We start from the raw sequence: 18,156 nt of genomic DNA on the forward strand, positions 1-18,156 counted from the left end.
CGCACGAACGGCGCCAATGACCGTACGCTACCCGGGCAGACCGACATTCTGGGGGAACGGCGGATCGACGCCATCGCGCGCGTCCGGTGGGCCGCTTCGGAGGAGGGAAGCCACGCCTCGCCCGGTAGACTCTCCTCGTCCGCTCCCCCTCGCCCCTCAGGAGCTTCCGCGTGACCACGCCCGCATCATCCGCTGCCCCGCACGCCCACGTCGCCGACACCGTCGAGAACGCCGTGGCCACTCCCGAGAAGGAGCAGCCGTACGACGCGCTGGGCCTGAAGCCCGACGAGTACGAGCAGATCAAGGCCATCCTCGGCCGCCGCCCCACGTCGGGCGAGCTGGCGATGTACTCCGTGATGTGGAGCGAGCACTGCTCCTACAAGAGCTCGAAGATCTACCTGCGCCGCTTCGGCCAGAAGGTCAGCGACGAGATGCGCGAGCGCCTCATGGTCGGCATGGGCCAGAACGCGGGCGTCGTCGACGTCGGCGAGGGCTGGGCCGTGACCTTCAAGGTCGAGTCGCACAATCATCCGTCGTACATCGAGCCGTTCCAGGGCGCCGCGACCGGCGTCGGCGGCATCGTCCGCGACATCATCTCGATGGGCGCGCGCCCCGTCGCCGTCATGGACCAGCTGCGCTTCGGCGCGATCGACCACCCCGACACCGCGCGCGTCGTGCACGGCGTCGTCTCGGGCATCTCGTCGTACGGCAACTGCCTCGGCCTGCCGAACATCGGCGGCGAGACGGTCTTCGACTCGGTCTACCAGGCGAACCCCCTCGTCAACGCGCTCGCGGTCGGCGTCATGCGCCATGAGGACATCCGCCTCGCGAACGCGACCGGGGCCGGCAATAAGGTCGTGCTCTTCGGCGCCCGCACGGGTGGCGACGGCATCGGCGGCGCCTCGATCCTCGCGTCGGACACCTTCGCCGATGGCGGCCCGACCAAGCGCCCCGCGGTGCAGGTCGGCGACCCCTTCGCCGAGAAGGTGCTCATCGAGTGCTGCCTCGAGCTCTACAAGGGCGATCTCGTCGAGGCCATCCAGGACCTCGGCGCCGCGGGCATCTCGTGCGCCACGAGCGAGCTCGCCGCGAACGGCGGCTCGGGCATGAAGGTCGAGCTCACGAACGTGCTCCTCCGCGACCCCTCGCTCACGCCCGAGGAGATCCTCATGAGCGAGTCGCAGGAGCGCATGATGGCGATCGTCGCTCCCGAGAAGCTCGACGCCTTCCTCGCGGTCACGTCGAAGTGGGATGTCGAGACGAGCGTTCTCGGCGAGGTCACCGGGGATGGCCGCCTGGTCATCACATGGGACGGCGAGACGATCGTCGACGTCGACCCCTCGACCGTCGCGGTCGACGGCCCCGTCTACGAGCGCCCCGTCGCCTACCCGACGTGGATCGACGCCCTCCAGGAGGACTCGGCGTCGGCCCTGGCCCGCCCGACCGAGCCCGAGGCCATCCGCGAGCAGTTCACCCGGCTCGTCGCGAGCCCGAACCTCGCCGACACCTCGTGGATCACGAACCAGTACGACTACTACGTGCTCGGCAACACGGCCCTGTCGTTCCCTGACGACGCCGGCATGATCCGCGTCGACGAGGAGTCGGGCCTCGGCTTCTCGATCGCGACCGACGCCAACGGCCGCTACTGCCAGCTCGACCCGTACGCGGGCGCGCAGCTCGCCCTCGCCGAGGCGTACCGCAACGTCGCCGTCACGGGCGCGACGCCGACGGCCGTCACCGACTGCCTGAACTTCGGCTCGCCCGAGAACCCCGAGGTCATGTGGCAGTTCTCGCAGGCCGTCGACGGCCTGTCCGACGCGTGCCTCGCGCTCGGCGTGCCGGTCACGGGCGGAAACGTCTCGTTCTACAACCAGACCGGCGACACCCCGATCCACCCGACCCCGGTCGTCGGCGTGCTGGGCATCATCGACGACGTCGCGCGGCGCATCCCGAGCGGATGGCAGGACGCGGGCGAGAACATCTACCTCCTCGGCATCACGCGCGAGGAGCTCGACGGCTCGGCCTGGGCCGACGTCGTGCACGGCCACCTCGGCGGACGCCCGCCGGCCGTCGACCTCGAAGGCGAGAAGCGCCTCGCGGGCCTCATCGCCGCCGCGCGCGACGAGTGGCTCATCTCGTCGGCGCACGACCTCTCGGAGGGCGGCCTCGGCCAGGCCCTCGCCGAGGGCGTGCTGCGCTTCGGCGTGGGCGCGCGCGTCTGGCTCACCGAGATCATGGAGCGCGACGGCGTCGACGCCGCGACCGCCCTGTTCAGCGAGTCGACGGGCCGCGCCATCGTGACGGTGCCCCGCGAGGAGGACGTGAAGTTCCGCGGACTCTGCGAGGGCCGCGGCTACCCCGTGCTCCGCATCGGCGTCACCGACACCGTCGCCGACCTCGAGGTGCAGGACGTCTTCACCGTCTCGGCCGCCGAGCTCCGCGAGCTGTCGACCTCGACACTGCCGAAGCACTTCGGCCCGACCGTGGTCGAGCCCACCGCCTGATGACGACTCCGGAAGAGGACGACGAGTTCGCCGCGTACTCCACGCAGCGCACGCGCCGCATCCGCATCACGGCGTGGATCGCCATCGTCGCGCTCATCGCGACGGGCGGCGGCTCCGCGCTGTTCGCGCTGCTCTTCCCGTAAGCCATCGTCTTCGACGCGCAGCGGCCATCCGGATCTCCTCGGATGGCCGCTGTCGCGTTGCTGGGGCGGCTCCCTCCGGCATGTCTCACTCGTTCAGGCTTCCGGGGTGGTTTGGCCTGCATAAGCGAGACATGCGAGGGGCGGGGAGTCGCTCACACCGCGCGCATAAGGTCGGCGGATAGCTTCGGTCGCACAGAGGGAGTACTTCCACCGCGGTCGACCCGTCAGTACGGACTCGCCATCGAGTCCCGGGCGGCCGGCTCCGCATGCGGAGCGAAGGAGACTTTGGCAGACGTCGGCTGCGCCGACCCTTCCGGAAGGACCCTATGAGCAAGCTCAACCAGTTCATCAAGCTCGCGAAGAAGGCCATGGACGCGAGCTCCTCCTCTTCGTCGTCGCAGCGCGGCTCGTCGAGCACCGACTGGATGGCCAAGGCGCGCGGCGCCGTCGACTCGCTCCTCGGGGACGAGCGCTCGGCGAGCCCTCAGCCGACCCACCGCCAGGACCCCGCGCCTGATACGCGGCGCGGGACCGGGCTCACCCCTCCTCCGTACCCCGCCTCGCATCCGTCGGCGTCGCGCTCGGCGCGCACCGCGCCATCCGGATCCGCGCAGGACCGCGCCGCGATCGCCCGCTACGACTACCTGCTGCAGACCGCGCGCCCCGATCAGATCGAGCAGGTGCACCGCGAGGCCTTCGCGCGGCTCACGCCCGAGCAGCGCGCGCAGGTCGCCGAGCGGATGCGGTCGGAGCTGCCCCCGTACGAGCACCCGCGCTCGTACGATGCTCCCGAGCTCGCCCGGGTCGCCGCCCGTGCGGAGGCGTCGCAGCCGGGCAGGCTCCGCGGGCTCCTCGCCCGCACGCGGACGGTCGGCATCGCCGGCGGCGCCGTCGCGGGCGGCCTCGCGGTCGGCGGAATCCTCTCGGCGGTCGCGGGCGGGGCCATCCTCACGAGCATCGGCTCGGAGATCATCGGCCACGCTCTCGGAGCCGGCGTCGACTTCGACGCCCTCGCGGAGGGTGTCGACGTGTCGGCCATCGCCGAGGGCGCCGGCGGCTTCGTCTCGGAGGCCGGCGAGTTCACGCAGGGTCTCGGCGACCAGGTGTCGGAGGCCGGCAGCGGCCTGGGCGACCTCGCGTCGGAGTTCGGGCTCGGCGACCTCTTCGGGCGCTGACCCCCGGGGCGGACTGGAGCCCTCGCTGCTCTGAGGGGGACGGATGGCCGACAGCCGACTCGCACACGAGGGCGCAGGCTCATGCTCCGCGGACTCGGGCGGCGGCTTCGCGGACTCCGGAGGCTCTGGGGACTCGGGCGGCTCGAGCGGCGGTTCGAGCGACTGATCCCCGCGCTGGCGTCAGCCCGCCTGAGCCGCGCGCCACTCGCGCGCGAGCACGGCGTAGATCTCGGTGTCGGCCCATCCGCCGCGGAACCACAGGTCCTCGACGAAGTGCGCCTCGCAGCGCATTCCGAGCCGGCGGCAGAGCGCCGCCGACGCACGGTTCCGCGGGTCGATCTCGGCCATGATCCGATGCAGCCCCAGGGTCTCGAAGCTCAGCCGGATGATCGCGGCTGCCGCCTCCGCCGCGTAGCCCCGGCCCTGGTAGTCCGGATGCACGGCCCAGCCGAGTTCGACGCACCGGTTCTCGACCGACTTCAGGTGCACGTAGAGGTCGCCGATCACCCGCCCCTCGGCGAGGTGCTCGATCCCGAGCACGAGGTAGTCGTCGTCCTCGGCGAGCGTGGTGAGCTGCGACCACTTCGCCATCTTCGCCACGATCGTGTCGCGGTCCCGCGCCTCGTAGAGCAGGTACTCGCAGACGTCGTCGCGCGACTGGTACGCGTGCACGTCGTCGATGTCTCCGTCGTCCATGAGGCGCAGTCGCAGGCGCTCCGTCACGATGTCGTCGAATCGGTACGGGAGGCACAGCTCCGGGACCTCGCTCATGTCGCCGAGTCTAGGAGCGGTCGCCGACGCGCGCCCGACCCGGCCCCGCCGGGTCCGGCCCCGCCCCGCCGGGCCCGGCCCGCCGGGCCCGGCCCCGCCTGCCCTGTCGCCGCCCCCGCCTGCATGTCTCACTTCTTCACGCCAAACGGCGGCGGAAGGCTGCATGAGCGAGACATGCCGTGAGGGCCTACTCCGCGAAGCGCACGCCGGTCAGCTGCTCCGACACCTCCCACACGCGGCGGGCGTCCTCGGTGCTGCGCAGCGGACGGTACAGCGCGTGCTCGGCGGGAGCTCCCCCGAGGTGGCCGGGCCCACTCGGGCCGTAGAGCGCTCCGGGCTTCGCCGTCGCATCCGTCGCCGCCATGAGCGCCGGGAGCCCCGCGCTCTCCAGCGTGCCGAGAAGGATGCCCCGGGCCGACAGCCAGCGGATGATCCGCACGCCCGTCGTGTCGCCACTCCGGCCGATCTCGGGTCGCGCGGCGAGCAGACTCGTCGGAGCCACCCCCGGATGCGACAGGTTGCTCGTGATGCCCCACCCGTGCGCACGACTGCGGCGCTCGAGCTCGAGGCCGAACAGCCCGAAGGCGATCTTCGACTGGCTGTACGCGCGCTGCCCGTCGTAGCGGCGCTCCCACTGCAGGTCGTCCCAGTTGATCCGTCCGCGCCGCGCCGCGATGCTCACCTGCGACGTGACCCGCGCCCGTCCCGCGCGCAGCAGCGGCAGGATCCGCCCGACGAGCGCGACGTGCCCGAGGTGATTCGTCCCGAACTGCAGCTCGAAGCCATCCGCCGTCGTCTGCCTCGATGGCGGCGTCATCACCCCGGCGTTGTTCACGAGGAGGTGCACGGGGCGGCCCTCCTCGAGGAGCGTGTCGCCGAGCGCCGCGACGGAGTCGAGCGACGACAGGTCGAGCGCGCGCAGCACGAGCCGCGCGTCGGGGCGGCGCGAGCGGATGGCCGCCGCAGCGGCCTCGCCCTTCGCCGCGTTGCGGACGGGCATCACGACCTCTGCACCAGCCGCCGCGAGGCGCTCGGCGATGACGAGGCCCATGCCGTCGCTCGCGCCCGTGACGATCGCGCGCTTGCCGCGCAGGTCGGGGATGGTGATGTCGATCGGATGGCGTGGCATCGGCGTGCTCCTCGGCTCGGATGGCTGTCGCATCGATGCTCGTCGGGTGCGGCGGGCGCATCCAGGGACTGCCGATCCGCCCCTCGCGAGAGGGGGATCCGCGATCCGTGGCACGCGGGGCCCGGGTCGTGTGAGATGGGGACGTGACCACGATCGACCGACCCGCGCTCGCGGAGTTCCTGCGGCGGCGCCGCGAGGCGCTCCAGCCCGAGGACGTGGGCCTCGCCCGCGGAAGCCGACGCCGCACGGCCGGGCTGCGTCGCGAGGAGGTCGCTGCGCTCTGCCACATGTCGACCGACTACTACGCGCGTCTCGAACGCGAGCGCGGGCCGCAGCCATCCGCTCAGATGCTCGCCGCGATCGCGCAGGGCCTGCGCCTCTCGCTCGCGGAGCGCGACCACCTGTTCCGGCTCGCGGGTCAGCAGCCGCCCGATCGCGGGTCGTCCGAGCACGTCAGCCCGGGGCTCATCCGCATCCTCGATCGCCTGACGGACACCCCCGCCGAGATCGTCACGGAGCTCGGCGAGACCCTGCGGCAGACGCCCGCCGGCGTCGCGCTCACGGGAGATCTCACGGCGCACGAAGGCCCGTTCCGGAGCATCGGGTACCGGTGGTTCGCGGATCCCGATGCTCGGCGGCTCTACGCTCCCGAGGAGCACGCGTTCCTGTCGCGGATGTACGTGTCGGGGCTGCGCGAGCTCGCCACGCTGCGCGGTCCGTCGTCGCGGGCGGCGCGGTACGCCGAGCTGCTCCTGGCCGAGAGTGCGGAGTTCCGCGAGCTGTGGGAGCGCCACGAGATCGGCATCCGGCCGCGCGACGTGAAGCACTTCGTCCATCCGGAGGTCGGCGCCCTCGAGCTGCAGTGCCAGCGGCTCATCGACCCGGAGCAGTCGCACTGCCTGCTCGTGTACACCGCGACGCCGGGCTCGGAGAGCGCCGAGAAGCTGCGCCTGCTGTCGGTGATCGGTGCGCAGCCCCTGGCGTGAGCCGGGGGGTGACGCCGACCCTGGGAGACTGAGGACGTGACCCGCGCGCAGACCGTTCTCGATCGCATCGTCCGCGGCGCCGAGGAGCAGGGCTTCGTCGCCCACGGTGTGCACGTCCGCATCGGCGACGACTCGGCCGCGCACCTCTGGGCCGAGGACATCCGCCGCGACATCCACTCCGCCGCGAAGGGCGTGTGCGTGATCGCGGCGGGCATCGCCTCCGACGAGGGCCTGTTCGATCTCGACGCGCCTGTCGCGACGTACCTCCCTGGCATCGCGCTCGGTGAGGGCGTCGATGCCGTCACAACGCGGCACCTGCTGACGATGACGAGCGGGATCGACTTCCCGTGGTCGGAGACGATGATGACCGACTGGCCCGATCTGGCGCGGGAGTTCCTCGGGCGTCCGTCGCAGGGCCGGGTCTTCCAGTACTCGAATGCGAGCACGTACACGGCCATGCGGGCGCTGGGCGCGGTCGTCGGTGACGTGCACGGATGGCTCGAGCCGCGGCTGTTCGCGCCGCTCGGCATCGTCGGCTCGGCGTGGGAGCGCTGCCCGAACGGGTGCATCGTCGCGGGCGGCGGCCTCTCGCTCACGCTCGACGAGTTCGCCCGGATCGGTCGCCTCATCCGAGATGGCGGGCGGTGGGATGGCCGACAGCTCGTCTCGCGCGGATGGATCGACGCGATGCACGGCGACTGGATCGAGCGCGACGCGAATCCGGGGTACGAGCGCTACGCCCTCGCCGGCTGGGGAGGGCCCGGGGAGGCATGGCGGCTTCACGGGGCATATGGTCAGCTGCTCGTCTTCCTCGACGATGCCGTCGTGACGATCACGGCCGACGATCACTTCGGCGCCGACGAGATGGCAGCGAAGGCGGTCGCGGCGCTTTTGCGGTGACCCTCCTGTGGGTGTCTCGCTCCTGCGTCTCCGCCGCTGCGGTCGACGGACGGCGGTCGACGGACGACCCATGTCTCACCCGCCGCTGCTTTCCGCCCCGCTTACCCGCGGCAACTGAGACATGCAGAACCGGGCGTCGGAAGCCTGGCAGACTGACCGCGTGACCGCGGCACAGACAGCCCTCGACCGCTTCGTCCGCGCCGTCGATGCAGAAGGGCTCGGCGCGTACGGCGCGCACGTCCTCATCGGCGACAGCACGGCCGAGCACCGGTGGCGCAGCGACGACCGCGAGAACGTCTACTCCGTCTCGAAGGGCGTCTCGGCGCTGGCGATCGGCATCGCGATCGACGAGGGCCTCGTGACGCTCGACGAGCCCATCCGCTCGTACCTCCCTGAGCTGGAGTTCGGCGCGGGTGCCGAGGAGGTCACCCTCCGGCACCTCCTCACGATGACGAGCGGCATCGACTTCGCGTGGTTCGGCGACGAGCCGGTCCGCTGGGACAACCTCGCTCAGGAGATGCTGCGTCGGCCATCCCGCGGGCGCGTCTTCCAGTACTCCGACGCGAGCACGTATGTCGCGATGCGGGTTCTCGGCGCCCGCGTCGGCGACGTCCGCGACTGGCTGCTGCCGCGGCTGTTCGATCCGCTCGGCATCCACAATCCGCAGTGGCATCGGTGCCCGCTCGGATGGATCGTCGGCGGCTCGGGACTCGAGCTCCGCACATCTGAACTCGCCCGAATCGGGAGACTCCTTCGCGACCGCGGAGCGTGGGATGGCCGGCAGCTCGTCTCCGCCGAGTGGATCGACGCGATGCACGGCACCTGGGTCGACGTCGGACAGCCCCCATATGCCCGCTACGGCATAGCCGTGTGGGAGGGCCCCGGTGACGCCTGGCGCCTCGACGGACGCTACGGCCAGTACGTCATCGTGCACGAGCGACGCGACGCCGTCCTGACGATCACCGCGCACGAGGAGTCCCGCGACCACCGTCTGGCCGAGCTGGCCGTCGAGGCGCTCGACGGGTCCATCCCCTGACCCATGTCTCACTCGCCGCGGGTTTCCACCCCGCTTACCCGCGGCAATCGAGACATGCAGACCTGCCACAGCGCGGGACAGAGCGCCGCGCGGGCCCTCGACGGAACCCCGCAGGTGCCTGGCAGACTGAACCGATGACCTCGGCACAGGCCATTCTCGACCGATACGTCCGAGCCGTCGATGCAGAGAACCTCGGTGCCTACGGCGCGCACGTGCTCATCGACGACGACGACGCCGAGCACCGGTGGCGCAGCGACGACCGCGAGAACGTCTACTCGATCTCCAAGGGCGTCTCGGCCCTCGCGGTCGGCGTCGCGATCGACGAAGGCCTCGTGAGCCTGGATGAGCCCATCCACTCTTATCTCCCCGGCATGCGCCTCGGCGAGGGCGTCGAGGAGGTGACCCTCCGACACCTCCTCACCATGACGAGCGGCATCGACTTCGAGTGGTTCGCGCTCGACCCCGTGCCCTGGCCCGACCTCGCGCAGGAGATGCTGCGCCGGCCATCCCGCGGCCGCGTCTTCCAGTACTCCACCGTCAGCACGTACGTCGCGATGCGCGTGCTCGGCGCGGTCGTCGGCGATGTGCGCGACTGGCTCCTGCCGCGCCTGTTCGATCCGCTCGGCATCCACAACCCGCAGTGGCATCGCTGCCCTGCCGGATGGATCATCGGCGGCAGCGGCCTCCAGCTCCGCACCGAGGAGATCGCGCGCATCGGGCGGCTCCTCCGAGACCGCGGAGCGTGGGATGGCCGGCAGCTCGTCTCCGCGGAGTGGATCGACGCGATGCACTCCGACTGGGTCGACACCGGAGCGCCAGAGCCATCCGCGCGGTACGGACTCGCGGCCTGGGGCGGGCCGGATGGCACCTGGCGACTCGACGGACGCTACGGCCAGTACGCGATCATCGACCCGACGCGGAACGCGGTCTTCACGATCACCGCGCACGAGGAGACGCGCGATGCCCGCCTCGGCGAGCTCGCCGTGGAGGCGCTGCGCGGGTGACCGGCGATCGAAAAGTACAGAACGACGTCGATTGAGCCCCTGCCCGATCGTCATCTTGTCGAACGGCCGCACCGGCCCCGAACAGACAGGATCCCTCATGCGATACACCCTTCTCCTTCACTATCCCGAGCTTTCCCCCGATGAACTCGGCGAAGAGCGGATGGTCGAGGCCCAGCGCGCCTTCGCGAGCTATGCCGCGACCCTGCACGACGCGGGCGTGCTCGTCTCCGCCGAGGTGCTCCAGCCCTCGGTCGCGAGCACGACCATCCGGCTCCGCGACGGCGCCCTGCAGGTGCAGGACGGGCCCTTCGCCGACACCAAGGAGCAGCTCGGCGGCACGTTCGTGATCGACGTCGCCGACCTGGATGCCGCGATCGCGTGCGCCCGCGAGATCCCCTCGCTGCAGTGGGGCGCCGTCGAGATCCGCCCTGGCGCTGTCCACACCGTGGACGGTGCTTGGACGCCGAACTCATGAGCCGTGCGGAGGCGCGGGCGGCGGCTGAGCACGCTGCCCGCGCCTCCTACGGGCGGCTCCTCGCCCTTCTCGCCGCGTCGAACGGCGACATCGCGACCGCGGAGGACGCGCTCGCCGGCGCGTTCGAAGAGGCTCTCCGCCGGTGGCCCGACGCCGGCGTCCCCGACAACGCCGAAGGGTGGCTGCTCACGGTGGCCAGGAATCGCCAGCGCGACGTCTGGAAGTCGGCGGCCGCGCGCACATCCGCTCTCGACGAGGCGCACGCCGCGTCGGTGGACCCGCTCGCTGACCACGATCCCCTCGCGATCGGGGACAAGCGACTCGAGCTGCTCTTCGCGTGCGCCCACCCTGCGATCGATCGCAGCGCCCGGACCCCGCTGATGCTCCAGGCCGCCCTCGGATTCGAGGCGGCCGAGATCGCGCGGGCGTTCGCGGTGCCGACGTCGACGATGGCGCAGCGCCTCGTCCGCGCGAAGCGCCGGATCAAGGACGCGCGGATCCCCTTTCACATTCCGGATCGAACGGCCATGGCAGAGCGTCTTCCCCCGGTGCTCGAGGCGATCTACGGGTGCGCCGCGATCACCTGGCGCGACTCAGGCGATTCCCTCGCGGGAGAGGCCCAGTACCTCGCCGTCACCCTCGCCCGACTGCTCGGGTCGGAAGCAGAGGCCTGGGGGCTCGCGTCCCTCACGACCCTGCTCCTCGCGCGCCGCGGCGCCGCGGCGGGCCTCCCGCTCGACGCGCAGGACCCTCGCGACTGGGACGCCGACCTCGTCGCCGAAGGCGAGCTGTACCTGCGGCGCGCTCACCCGGACGGCCCGCCGGGGCGATTCCAACTGGAGGCGGCCATCCAGGCGGTTCACTGCGACCGGCGCCGTACGGGCGTGACCGACTGGGCAGCGCTTCGCACGCTCTATGCGGCACTCGTCGCGATCGCGCCGAGCCTCGGTGCTCGAGTCGCCGCCGCCGCGGTCATCGGACGCACCGAGGGAGCGGAGGCCGGGCTGGCCGCACTTCCCGACGACGCGGAGTCGTTCCAGCCGTACTGGGCCGTGCGCGCCGAGCTTCTGACGCGCGCGGGACTCGACGCGACCGAGGCCTACGCGCGAGCGATCGACCTGGCCGACGAGCCGACGACGAAGGCGTTCCTCCGCCGCCGCGCGGGGATCATCCCTCCCGGGTGATCCGCGATCCAGCCCCGCGTCACGGGGCCGCGAGGCGACGCGCGGCCTCGACGACCGCCGCGCGATAGCGCTCGTCGTCGGTCCCGACGCCCGTGATCATCCGGACCACCTGCGGCACCAGCGCGCCGTATCCCGCGAGCGCGAGCAGGAGCACGTGCAGCATGTCGGCATCGAGCGAGGTCGTGAGCGCGCCTGCTTCCTGCGCCACCCGGATCTCATCGGTGCGGCGCGCATACCGCTCGACGCGCTTCTCCTCATCGGGCACGGCGTCGGTGTAGGCCAGCGCCTCCCACGCGAGCAGGCGGATGAGCTCGGGATGCGCCTGATTGAAGTCGACCAGCCGCGACTCGAATCCGCCGACATCGTCGATGCCCGTGGCGACGTACGGAACCGACACCGCCCCCTCCGCGACCTTCTCGCGAAGCACGAGAGCGAACAGCTCGGGCTTGCCGCCGAAGTAGTTGTAGACCCGCTCCTTGTTCACGCCCGCGCGCTTCGCGATCCGCTCGATCGTCGTGCCGTGCTGGCCGTGCGCGACGAACTCCTCCGTCGCCGCCTCGATGATCTTGCGCTTCGTGCCCTCGACGTCCCAGGCCATCCGCTTCCCCATTTCCAACGCCAGCGTTGCTTATTGCCCTCCACGGTACTACAGTGACTTCCAACGTGAACGTTGGATTTAGTGAAGAAGGCACCATGACCGAGTCAGCCAGCCCCCGAGGGATGTCCGCGGGCGCGACGCTCCTGTTCGCCGTCGCGGCGGGCGCCGCCGTCGGCAACCTCTACTGGGCGCAGCCGATCCTCGACGTGATCGGCGCGGACGTCGGCGTCTCGGCGAGCACCGCGGGCCTCATCATCACGGTGACGCAGCTCGGCTACGCCGTCGGCGTGTTCTTCCTCGTCCCGCTCGGCGACGTCGTCGACCGCCGGCGCGCCATCCCGCTCTTCATGCTGCTCGCCGCCGCGATGCTCGGCTTGAGCGCCCTCGCGCCGACCTTCCCGATCCTGCTCGCGACGCTCGGGCTCGTGGGCGTGAGCACGGTGTCGGGGCAGTTCCTCGCGCCGCTCGCAGGCGACCTCGCGACCGACGCGCAGCGCGGGCGCGTGCTCGGCACCGTCGCCTCGGGGCTGCTGCTCGGCATCATGATCGCGCGCGCCGTGAGCGGCATCGCGACCGACCTCATCGGATGGCGCGCGCTCTACGCCCTCATCGCACTCGTCATGGTCGTGCTCGCGTTCGTCATGTGGCGCACGCTGCCCCGGCTCGAGCCGCGAGCGCGGGTGTCGTACCCCGCGCTCCTGGCATCGGTGCTGCGCACGCACCTCGTGAGCGCGACCGCGCGGGCGGTGGGGCTCATCGGCGCGGCGGCGATGGCGAGCTTCACGCTCTTCTGGACCGCACTCACCCTCCTCCTCTCGGCCGAGCCCTTCGGCTTCTCCGCGACCCAGATCGGCCTCGTCAACCTCGTCGGGATCGGCGGCGCGGTCGCGGCGCAGCTCGTGGGGCGCCTCTACGACCGCGGACTCGCCGTGCCGGCGATCGGCGCGGGTCTCGTGCTGGCCATCCTCGCGTTCGCCGTGTCGGGAGTCGCGCCGCACTCGCTCGTCGCGGTGATGGCGTCGATCGCCCTGTACTCGATCGGCGTGCAGTCGGTCATGGTCCTCACCCAGACCCGCATGCTCGCCATCGACCCGTCGGCGCGCAGCCGGCTGAACACGGTGTTCGTGGTGGGCAACTTCCTCGGCGGCTCGGTCGGCTCGACCCTCGCGGTCGCACTGTGGGATCTCGGCGGGTGGCCGCTCGTCATGGTCGCCGCCGCGGCCATCCTCGCGTTCGCCCTGGTCGTCTGGACCATCCAGCGCCGACGCTCGCTCGCCCTCTGGCCCGACGCCTCTTGGGCATGTCTCGGTTGCCCCAGGGCTCGAGGGCCGCTCCCCACGAGGGAGCTCCGCGCCTAGCATGGACGCGTGCAACCCCTCCTCGACTTCCTCGGCGACTACTGGTGGCTCGTCTTCCCGTTCATGGGCGTCGCCAGCGGCTTCGGCGGATGGTGGTCGAAGCAGTCGAAGGAGCGTCACAAGCGCCGCCTCGAGCTGATCAAGGCGAAGAGCGAAGCCCGCGCGGTCGAGATGCAGGCGCGGGCGCAGCTCAAGGCGTCGAAGGCGCAGGATGGCCCCGCCGAGGACATCGAGGCCGACGACGCGGCGAGCCGGCAGGCCAGGCTCGCGCGCCTCATGGCGACGCACGACGAGGTCATGCACCGCTGGCTCGACTACGAGCTCGACGTCGCGAAGCTCATCGCGTTCCCGACGATGAGCGACGGCCGTCAGCCCCTGACGGCCGCGTTCCTCCGGGCGAAGAAGGTGGCGGATGGCCTCCGCCCGGCGTCCGCGGACGTCAAGATCGATGCGGCGACGCTCGCGGAGTACCGCGACGCCGTGCACGACTTCGAGGTCGCGTTCGACATCGCCGAGCAGGATGCCCGACGTGTGCGCGACAGCGGCTTCACCGAGGACGAGCGCCGACGCCTCGACCGCGCACAGCAGCTCCTCCGCACCGCGGTCGATCAGTCGGCCACAGCGGCCGAGCGTCAGGTCGCGTACAAGCGGGTACGCGAGGAGCTCGACGGGCTCATCGTCCTGTCCGATGACGCCGTGGAGGTGCTCGAGAAGCAGGTCGCTCCCGAACTCGAGGCCGGGCGCCCCGCCGCGACCCCGAAGTCCCGGGAGACCCCGGAGGACCGAGCGACCCCGGAGCCCCCGGCGCAGCCCGAGCGGACGCCCCTGCGCCCGCCGGCGCCAGAGGCCTGAGCCCTCCTGCGGCACCACCTCGACGACGACCGCGAGCCCGCGCACGTCGAGATCGCGGTCGCCGTGCTGTGGCATTGAGCGGACGCGCGCTCGCGACCCTTTGGCTGCGGCCCGCGCGACGCTACGTTGAGGCTCATGGCGGCGATCGAGACGAAGGCGCTCCACAAGCGGTACGGGCAGCGCACGGCCCTGCACTCCCTCGACCTGCGGGTCGAGCCGGGCACCGTGTTCGGGCTCATCGGCCCGAACGGCGCCGGCAAGACGACGACGCTGCGCATCCTGCTCGACGTCATCCGACCATCCGGAGGCGAGGTCCGCGTGCTCGGCGAGGACCCGCAGCACGGCGGCCCCGCGCTGCGCCGCCGCATCGGCTACGTCCCCGGCGAACTGCGGCTGGATGGCCGCACGACCGGGCGCGGGATGCTCGACTTCTACGCGAAGGTCTCCGGCCCCGTGCCGGACGGGCGGATCGACGAGCTCGCCGAACGGCTCGGGCTCGACCTCGAGCGCCGGGTGCGCACCCTCTCGAAGGGCAACAAGCAGAAGCTCGGGCTCGTGCAGGCGTTCATGCACGAGCCGGAGCTGCTCATCCTCGACGAGCCGACGAGCGGCCTCGACCCGCTCGTGCAGCGGGCTTTCCTGCAGCTCGTGCGCGAAGCGCGCGACCGCGGGCAGACGATCCTGCTGAGCTCGCACGTGCTGAGCGAGATCCAGCAGGCGGCCGATGAGGTCGCCGTCCTGAGTGCCGGCCGCGTCGTCGCGGCGGGCGACGTCGCCTCGCTGCGCCTCGGCGCCGTGCGCCGCATGCGCGCGGGCATCGCAGACGCCTCGGTCGCATCGGTGCGCGACGCGCTCGGCCGGACCGGCGCGGAGACGACCCTGCATGACCTCGAGGTGACGGATGGCACGGGCCATGTCCGCGTGGCGGTCACGATCGAGGGTGACGTCGACCCGATCGTGAAGGCGCTCGCCCGGTTCCGCGTCGTCGACCTCACGCTCGAGGAGCCCGACCTCGAGGAATCCGTGCTGCGGCTGTACGGCGAGGGAGCGGGCGCAGAAGCCGCCCCGTCCCGCCGACCGGCGACGCCGCCCTCATCCGCGCCCGCGGACCCGCCGCCATCCGCACCCGCACCCGCACCCGCACCCGCACCCGCACCATCCGATCCGCCGCGCCTCCGACGCGACCGCCGGCGGCAGCCATCCGGAGCCGCCTCATCCGGAGACCTACCGTCCGCCGGGCCGGTCCAGCACGAGGGAGGCGCGCGATGATCCCCGTGTTCATCCGCACGCTCGCCGAGTCGTGGCGCGGCCTCCTCGTCTGGACGCTCGCACTCACCGCCGTGATGATGCTCTACCTCTCGCTCTACCCGAGCATCGGCATCGACGGGCAGATGATGCAGATGCTCGAGACCCTGCCGCCGTCGCTGGTCAACACCCTCGGCTTCGACCAGATCACATCGGGCGCGGGCTACGCGCAGGCGACCTTCTACGGCATCCTCGGATTCGTCCTGCCGACGGTCGCCGCGATCGGCTGGGGCTCCGCCGCGGTCGCGGGCGCCGAGGAGCAGGGCCGGCTCGAGCTCGACCTCGCCCACGGCATCTCGCGCACGGGCTACGTCGCCGGGCAGGTGCTCGCCCTCGTCGCACGGCTCGCGTGGCTCGGCGTCTACTCGGGGTGCCTGCTGCTCGCCGTGAACACGCCGTTTGAGCTCGACCTCGCGCGCGAGAACGTCATGCCGCAGACGCTCGCCGCGATCGGGCTGTGGCTCTTCAGCGGCGGGGTCGCGCTGCTCGTCGGCTCCCTCTTCGGCCGCCGCGCGTGGGCGACGGGCGCGGGTGCGCTCGTCGCGGCGGCGGCGTTCCTCTTCAACGGCGTGGCCAACCAGAACGAGGACTTCGACGCGCTCCGCACCCTCTCCCCGTACTCGTGGGCCTATCACGAGAGCCCGCTCCGCGAGGGATGGACGGATGGCCTCTGGCCGCTGTGGATCGGCGTCGTGCTGCTCCTCGCGGGGAGCGTGGTCGCGCTCACGCGCCGCGACCTGCGCGGCTGATCCCGCGGGAAGCGAGACACGCACGGCCGACCCCGCCGGAAGCGGGACACGCACAGCCGACCCCGCTGGAAGCGGGACACAACGCAGGAGAAACCGGGCCGCCCGCGCCCGGACCTCGCGTAATCTCGCGGCTCCCCTCAGCGCGCGCTCGCAGATCTCCTGCACTGTGTCCCGCACCCGCCCCAATCCGCTCGACCTCCCGCCACGAAGAGGAGTCAGCGGAGAAGGGAAGCGCACATGTCACTGGCCATCATCGGGTTCCTCGGCGGACTGATCACGGGGATCTCACCGTGCATCCTCCCCGTGCTGCCCGTCATCTTCCTCACGGGCGGGGCGCAGTCCGCCCGGAGCGGCGCCGACGACGGCAGCGTCTCCCGCTGGCGCCCCTACCTCGTCGTCCTCGGCCTCATGACGAGCTTCACGCTCGTGACGCTGCTCGGATCCCTCGCGCTCGGCGCGCTCGGCCTGCCCCAGGGCGTCATCCGCTGGGTCGGCATCGCGCTCCTCGCACTGATCGGCCTCGGGCTGCTCGTGCCCGCGTTCGAGCGGCTCCTCGAGAAGCCGTTCACGTGGCTGCCCCAGCGCGAGGTCTCGAACCGCCGCAACGGGTTCGCCGTCGGGCTCGCGCTCGGCACAGTCTTCGTGCCCTGCGCGGGTCCGGTGCTCGCGGCGATCATCGTCGCGGGGTCGACCGGACGCATCGGCCCCGAGACCGTCGTCCTGACGATCGCGTTCGCGGTGGGCGTGGCCATCCCGCTCCTGCTCTTCGCTCTCGCGGGGCGCGGCGTCATCGAGCGCATCCGCGCCTTCCGCCGCCGCGAGCGCGGACTGCGGATCGCAGCCGGCGTCGCGATGCTCGCCCTCGCGGTGGGCCTCGTGCTCGATGTCCCGGCCGCGCTCCAGCGGCTCGTGCCCGACTACACCTCGACGCTGCAGCAGCAGCTCGCCGAGGATGAGGGCGTTCAGGACGCGCTCGACCTCGGCGGCATCGTCACCGACGAGAACCGCGATCTCGATCAGTGCACCAACGGAGCCGACGAGCTCGAGTCCTGCGGCACGGCGCCCTCGATCCGCGGGATCGAGCAGTGGCTGAACACCCCGGGCGGCGCTCCCGTCGACCTCGAGAGCCTCCGCGGCGAGGTCGTGCTCATCGACTTCTGGGCCTACTCGTGCATCAACTGCCAGCGCAGCATCCCCCACGTCGTCGCGTGGGACGCGGCGTACCGCGACGCCGGACTGCGGGTCATCGGCGTGCACTCGCCCGAGTACGCATTCGAGAAGGACGCGGCCAACGTGCAGGCGGGCGCCGACGCCTTCGGCATCTCCTACCCGGTCGCCCTCGACAACGACCTCGCGACGTGGACGAACTACCGCAATCGGTACTGGCCCGCCCACTACCTCATCGACGCCGACGGGACGGTCCGGCACATCTCGTTCGGCGAGGGCAACTACGCCGCGACCGAGCGGATGATCCGCGAGCTCCTCGTCGATGCCGACCCCGCGGTCGCGCTCCCCGACCCGACCGCCGTCGACGACCGCACCCCCGTCGATCCCGATCGCACGCCCGAGACGTTCCTCGGCTGGACGAAGGACGTCAACTACGCGGGCGCCACACCGTACACGGGCGGCACGGCCCGCTTCGCCCTCCCCGACGAGCAGCCTCGCGACACGTTCGCGCTCGAGGGCACCTGGACCATCGAGACCCAGTTCGCGACCCCGGCCGAGGCGCCCGCGACCATCCGCCTCGCCTACTCCGCGAGCGAGGTGCGCATCGTCCTCGCGGGAGAGGGGAGCATCACCGCGCGCGTCGACGGCGGAGCCCCCGAGGAGATCGCGGTCTCCGGCACGCCGCGCTCCCACGAGCTGCGCAGCGGCGACGCGGGCGAGGGCGAGATCGAGGTGACGGTCGATCCGGGCGTGGAGGTCTACTCCTTCACGTTCGGCTGAGCCGTGGGCACGGGAGCGGCGGATGGCCCCTGGCCGTCCG

17 protein-coding genes are annotated in these 18,156 nt (G+C 71.7%); 14 read left to right on the plus strand and 3 right to left on the minus strand.

The annotated features are described in order from the left end of the window. The first annotated feature begins 170 nt into the window (after positions 1–170). From purL to ACWXWW_RS09290, 3 genes are all read left to right on the plus strand, one after another. Positions 171–2,504 carry a phosphoribosylformylglycinamidine synthase subunit PurL gene (purL, locus tag ACWXWW_RS09280; RefSeq protein ID WP_455969708.1) on the plus strand — a complete coding sequence of 778 codons (2,334 nt, stop codon included), beginning with the start codon at positions 171–173 and terminating at the stop codon, positions 2,502–2,504. Continuing rightward, on the plus strand, positions 2,504–2,647 hold the full coding sequence (locus ACWXWW_RS09285; RefSeq protein WP_282979923.1) for a hypothetical protein: 144 nt from the start codon (positions 2,504–2,506) through the stop codon (positions 2,645–2,647). Before purL ends, ACWXWW_RS09285 begins: the two co-directional genes overlap by 1 nt. A 326-nt stretch (positions 2,648–2,973) precedes the next feature. Then, on the plus strand, positions 2,974–3,822 hold the full coding sequence (locus ACWXWW_RS09290) for a cation-transporting ATPase (RefSeq protein WP_455969709.1): 849 nt from the start codon (positions 2,974–2,976) through the stop codon (positions 3,820–3,822). A gap of 180 nt (positions 3,823–4,002) precedes the next feature. Here the strand turns inward: ACWXWW_RS09290 and ACWXWW_RS09295 are convergent, their stop codons facing one another. Next, a complete protein-coding gene (locus ACWXWW_RS09295; protein WP_455969710.1) occupies positions 4,003–4,593 on the minus strand; it encodes a GNAT family N-acetyltransferase in 591 nt (196 codons plus the stop codon). 187 nt (positions 4,594–4,780) lie between these two features. Next, on the minus strand, positions 4,781–5,722 hold the full coding sequence (locus ACWXWW_RS09300) for an SDR family oxidoreductase (RefSeq protein WP_455969711.1): 942 nt from the start codon (positions 5,720–5,722) through the stop codon (positions 4,781–4,783). A gap of 143 nt (positions 5,723–5,865) precedes the next feature. Between ACWXWW_RS09300 and ACWXWW_RS09305 the strand changes: the two genes are divergently transcribed. The 6 genes from ACWXWW_RS09305 to ACWXWW_RS09330 all read left to right on the plus strand — a co-directional run bounded on the left by ACWXWW_RS09305 (position 5,866) and on the right by ACWXWW_RS09330 (position 11,307). After that, positions 5,866–6,708, plus strand: a complete 843-nt coding sequence (locus tag ACWXWW_RS09305; RefSeq protein ID WP_455969712.1) for a helix-turn-helix transcriptional regulator — start codon at positions 5,866–5,868, stop codon at positions 6,706–6,708. A gap of 36 nt (positions 6,709–6,744) precedes the next feature. Continuing rightward, positions 6,745–7,608 carry a serine hydrolase domain-containing protein gene (locus tag ACWXWW_RS09310; RefSeq protein WP_455969713.1) on the plus strand — a complete coding sequence of 288 codons (864 nt, stop codon included), beginning with the start codon at positions 6,745–6,747 and terminating at the stop codon, positions 7,606–7,608. Positions 7,609–7,768: 160 nt separating this feature from the next. Continuing rightward, entirely contained in the window at positions 7,769–8,644 is an 876-nt protein-coding gene (locus ACWXWW_RS09315) for a serine hydrolase domain-containing protein (RefSeq protein WP_455969714.1), read from the plus strand. Between the two features lie 134 nt (positions 8,645–8,778). Further along, complete coding sequence (locus ACWXWW_RS09320; protein WP_455969715.1) at positions 8,779–9,648, plus strand: serine hydrolase domain-containing protein; 870 nt, start codon at positions 8,779–8,781, stop codon at positions 9,646–9,648. Positions 9,649–9,745: 97 nt separating this feature from the next. Then, positions 9,746–10,123 (plus strand): YciI family protein, encoded by a 378-nt coding sequence (locus tag ACWXWW_RS09325; protein ID WP_455969716.1) that lies wholly within the window; start codon positions 9,746–9,748, stop codon positions 10,121–10,123. After that, positions 10,120–11,307 carry an RNA polymerase sigma factor gene (locus tag ACWXWW_RS09330; RefSeq protein WP_455969717.1) on the plus strand — a complete coding sequence of 396 codons (1,188 nt, stop codon included), beginning with the start codon at positions 10,120–10,122 and terminating at the stop codon, positions 11,305–11,307. The genes ACWXWW_RS09325 and ACWXWW_RS09330 overlap by 4 nt, the downstream gene beginning before the upstream one ends. Positions 11,308–11,326: 19 nt before the next feature. On the opposite strand, the gene ACWXWW_RS09335 is transcribed toward ACWXWW_RS09330, so the two are convergent. Further along, positions 11,327–11,905, minus strand: coding sequence for a TetR family transcriptional regulator (locus tag ACWXWW_RS09335; RefSeq protein WP_455969718.1), 579 nt, complete (start codon positions 11,903–11,905; stop codon positions 11,327–11,329). A gap of 95 nt (positions 11,906–12,000) precedes the next feature. Here ACWXWW_RS09335 and ACWXWW_RS09340 point away from each other — a divergent pair, with 95 nt between their 5' ends. From ACWXWW_RS09340 to ACWXWW_RS09360, 5 genes are all read left to right on the plus strand, one after another. Then, positions 12,001–13,263 carry an MFS transporter gene (locus ACWXWW_RS09340; protein ID WP_455969719.1) on the plus strand — a complete coding sequence of 421 codons (1,263 nt, stop codon included), beginning with the start codon at positions 12,001–12,003 and terminating at the stop codon, positions 13,261–13,263. Positions 13,264–13,272: 9 nt separating this feature from the next. Next, a complete protein-coding gene (locus ACWXWW_RS09345; RefSeq protein WP_455969720.1) occupies positions 13,273–14,115 on the plus strand; it encodes a hypothetical protein in 843 nt (280 codons plus the stop codon). Positions 14,116–14,250: 135 nt separating this feature from the next. Then, positions 14,251–15,384 (plus strand): ABC transporter ATP-binding protein, encoded by a 1,134-nt coding sequence (locus ACWXWW_RS09350; protein ID WP_455969721.1) that lies wholly within the window; start codon positions 14,251–14,253, stop codon positions 15,382–15,384. Next, a complete protein-coding gene (locus ACWXWW_RS09355; protein ID WP_455969722.1) occupies positions 15,381–16,169 on the plus strand; it encodes an ABC transporter permease subunit in 789 nt (262 codons plus the stop codon). Before ACWXWW_RS09350 ends, ACWXWW_RS09355 begins: the two co-directional genes overlap by 4 nt. A gap of 237 nt (positions 16,170–16,406) precedes the next feature. Continuing rightward, a complete protein-coding gene (locus tag ACWXWW_RS09360) occupies positions 16,407–18,116 on the plus strand; it encodes a cytochrome c biogenesis protein CcdA (protein ID WP_455969723.1) in 1,710 nt (569 codons plus the stop codon). Positions 18,117–18,156: the final 40 nt, after the last annotated feature.

This window comes from Microbacterium sp. KNMS (assembly GCF_053851835.1).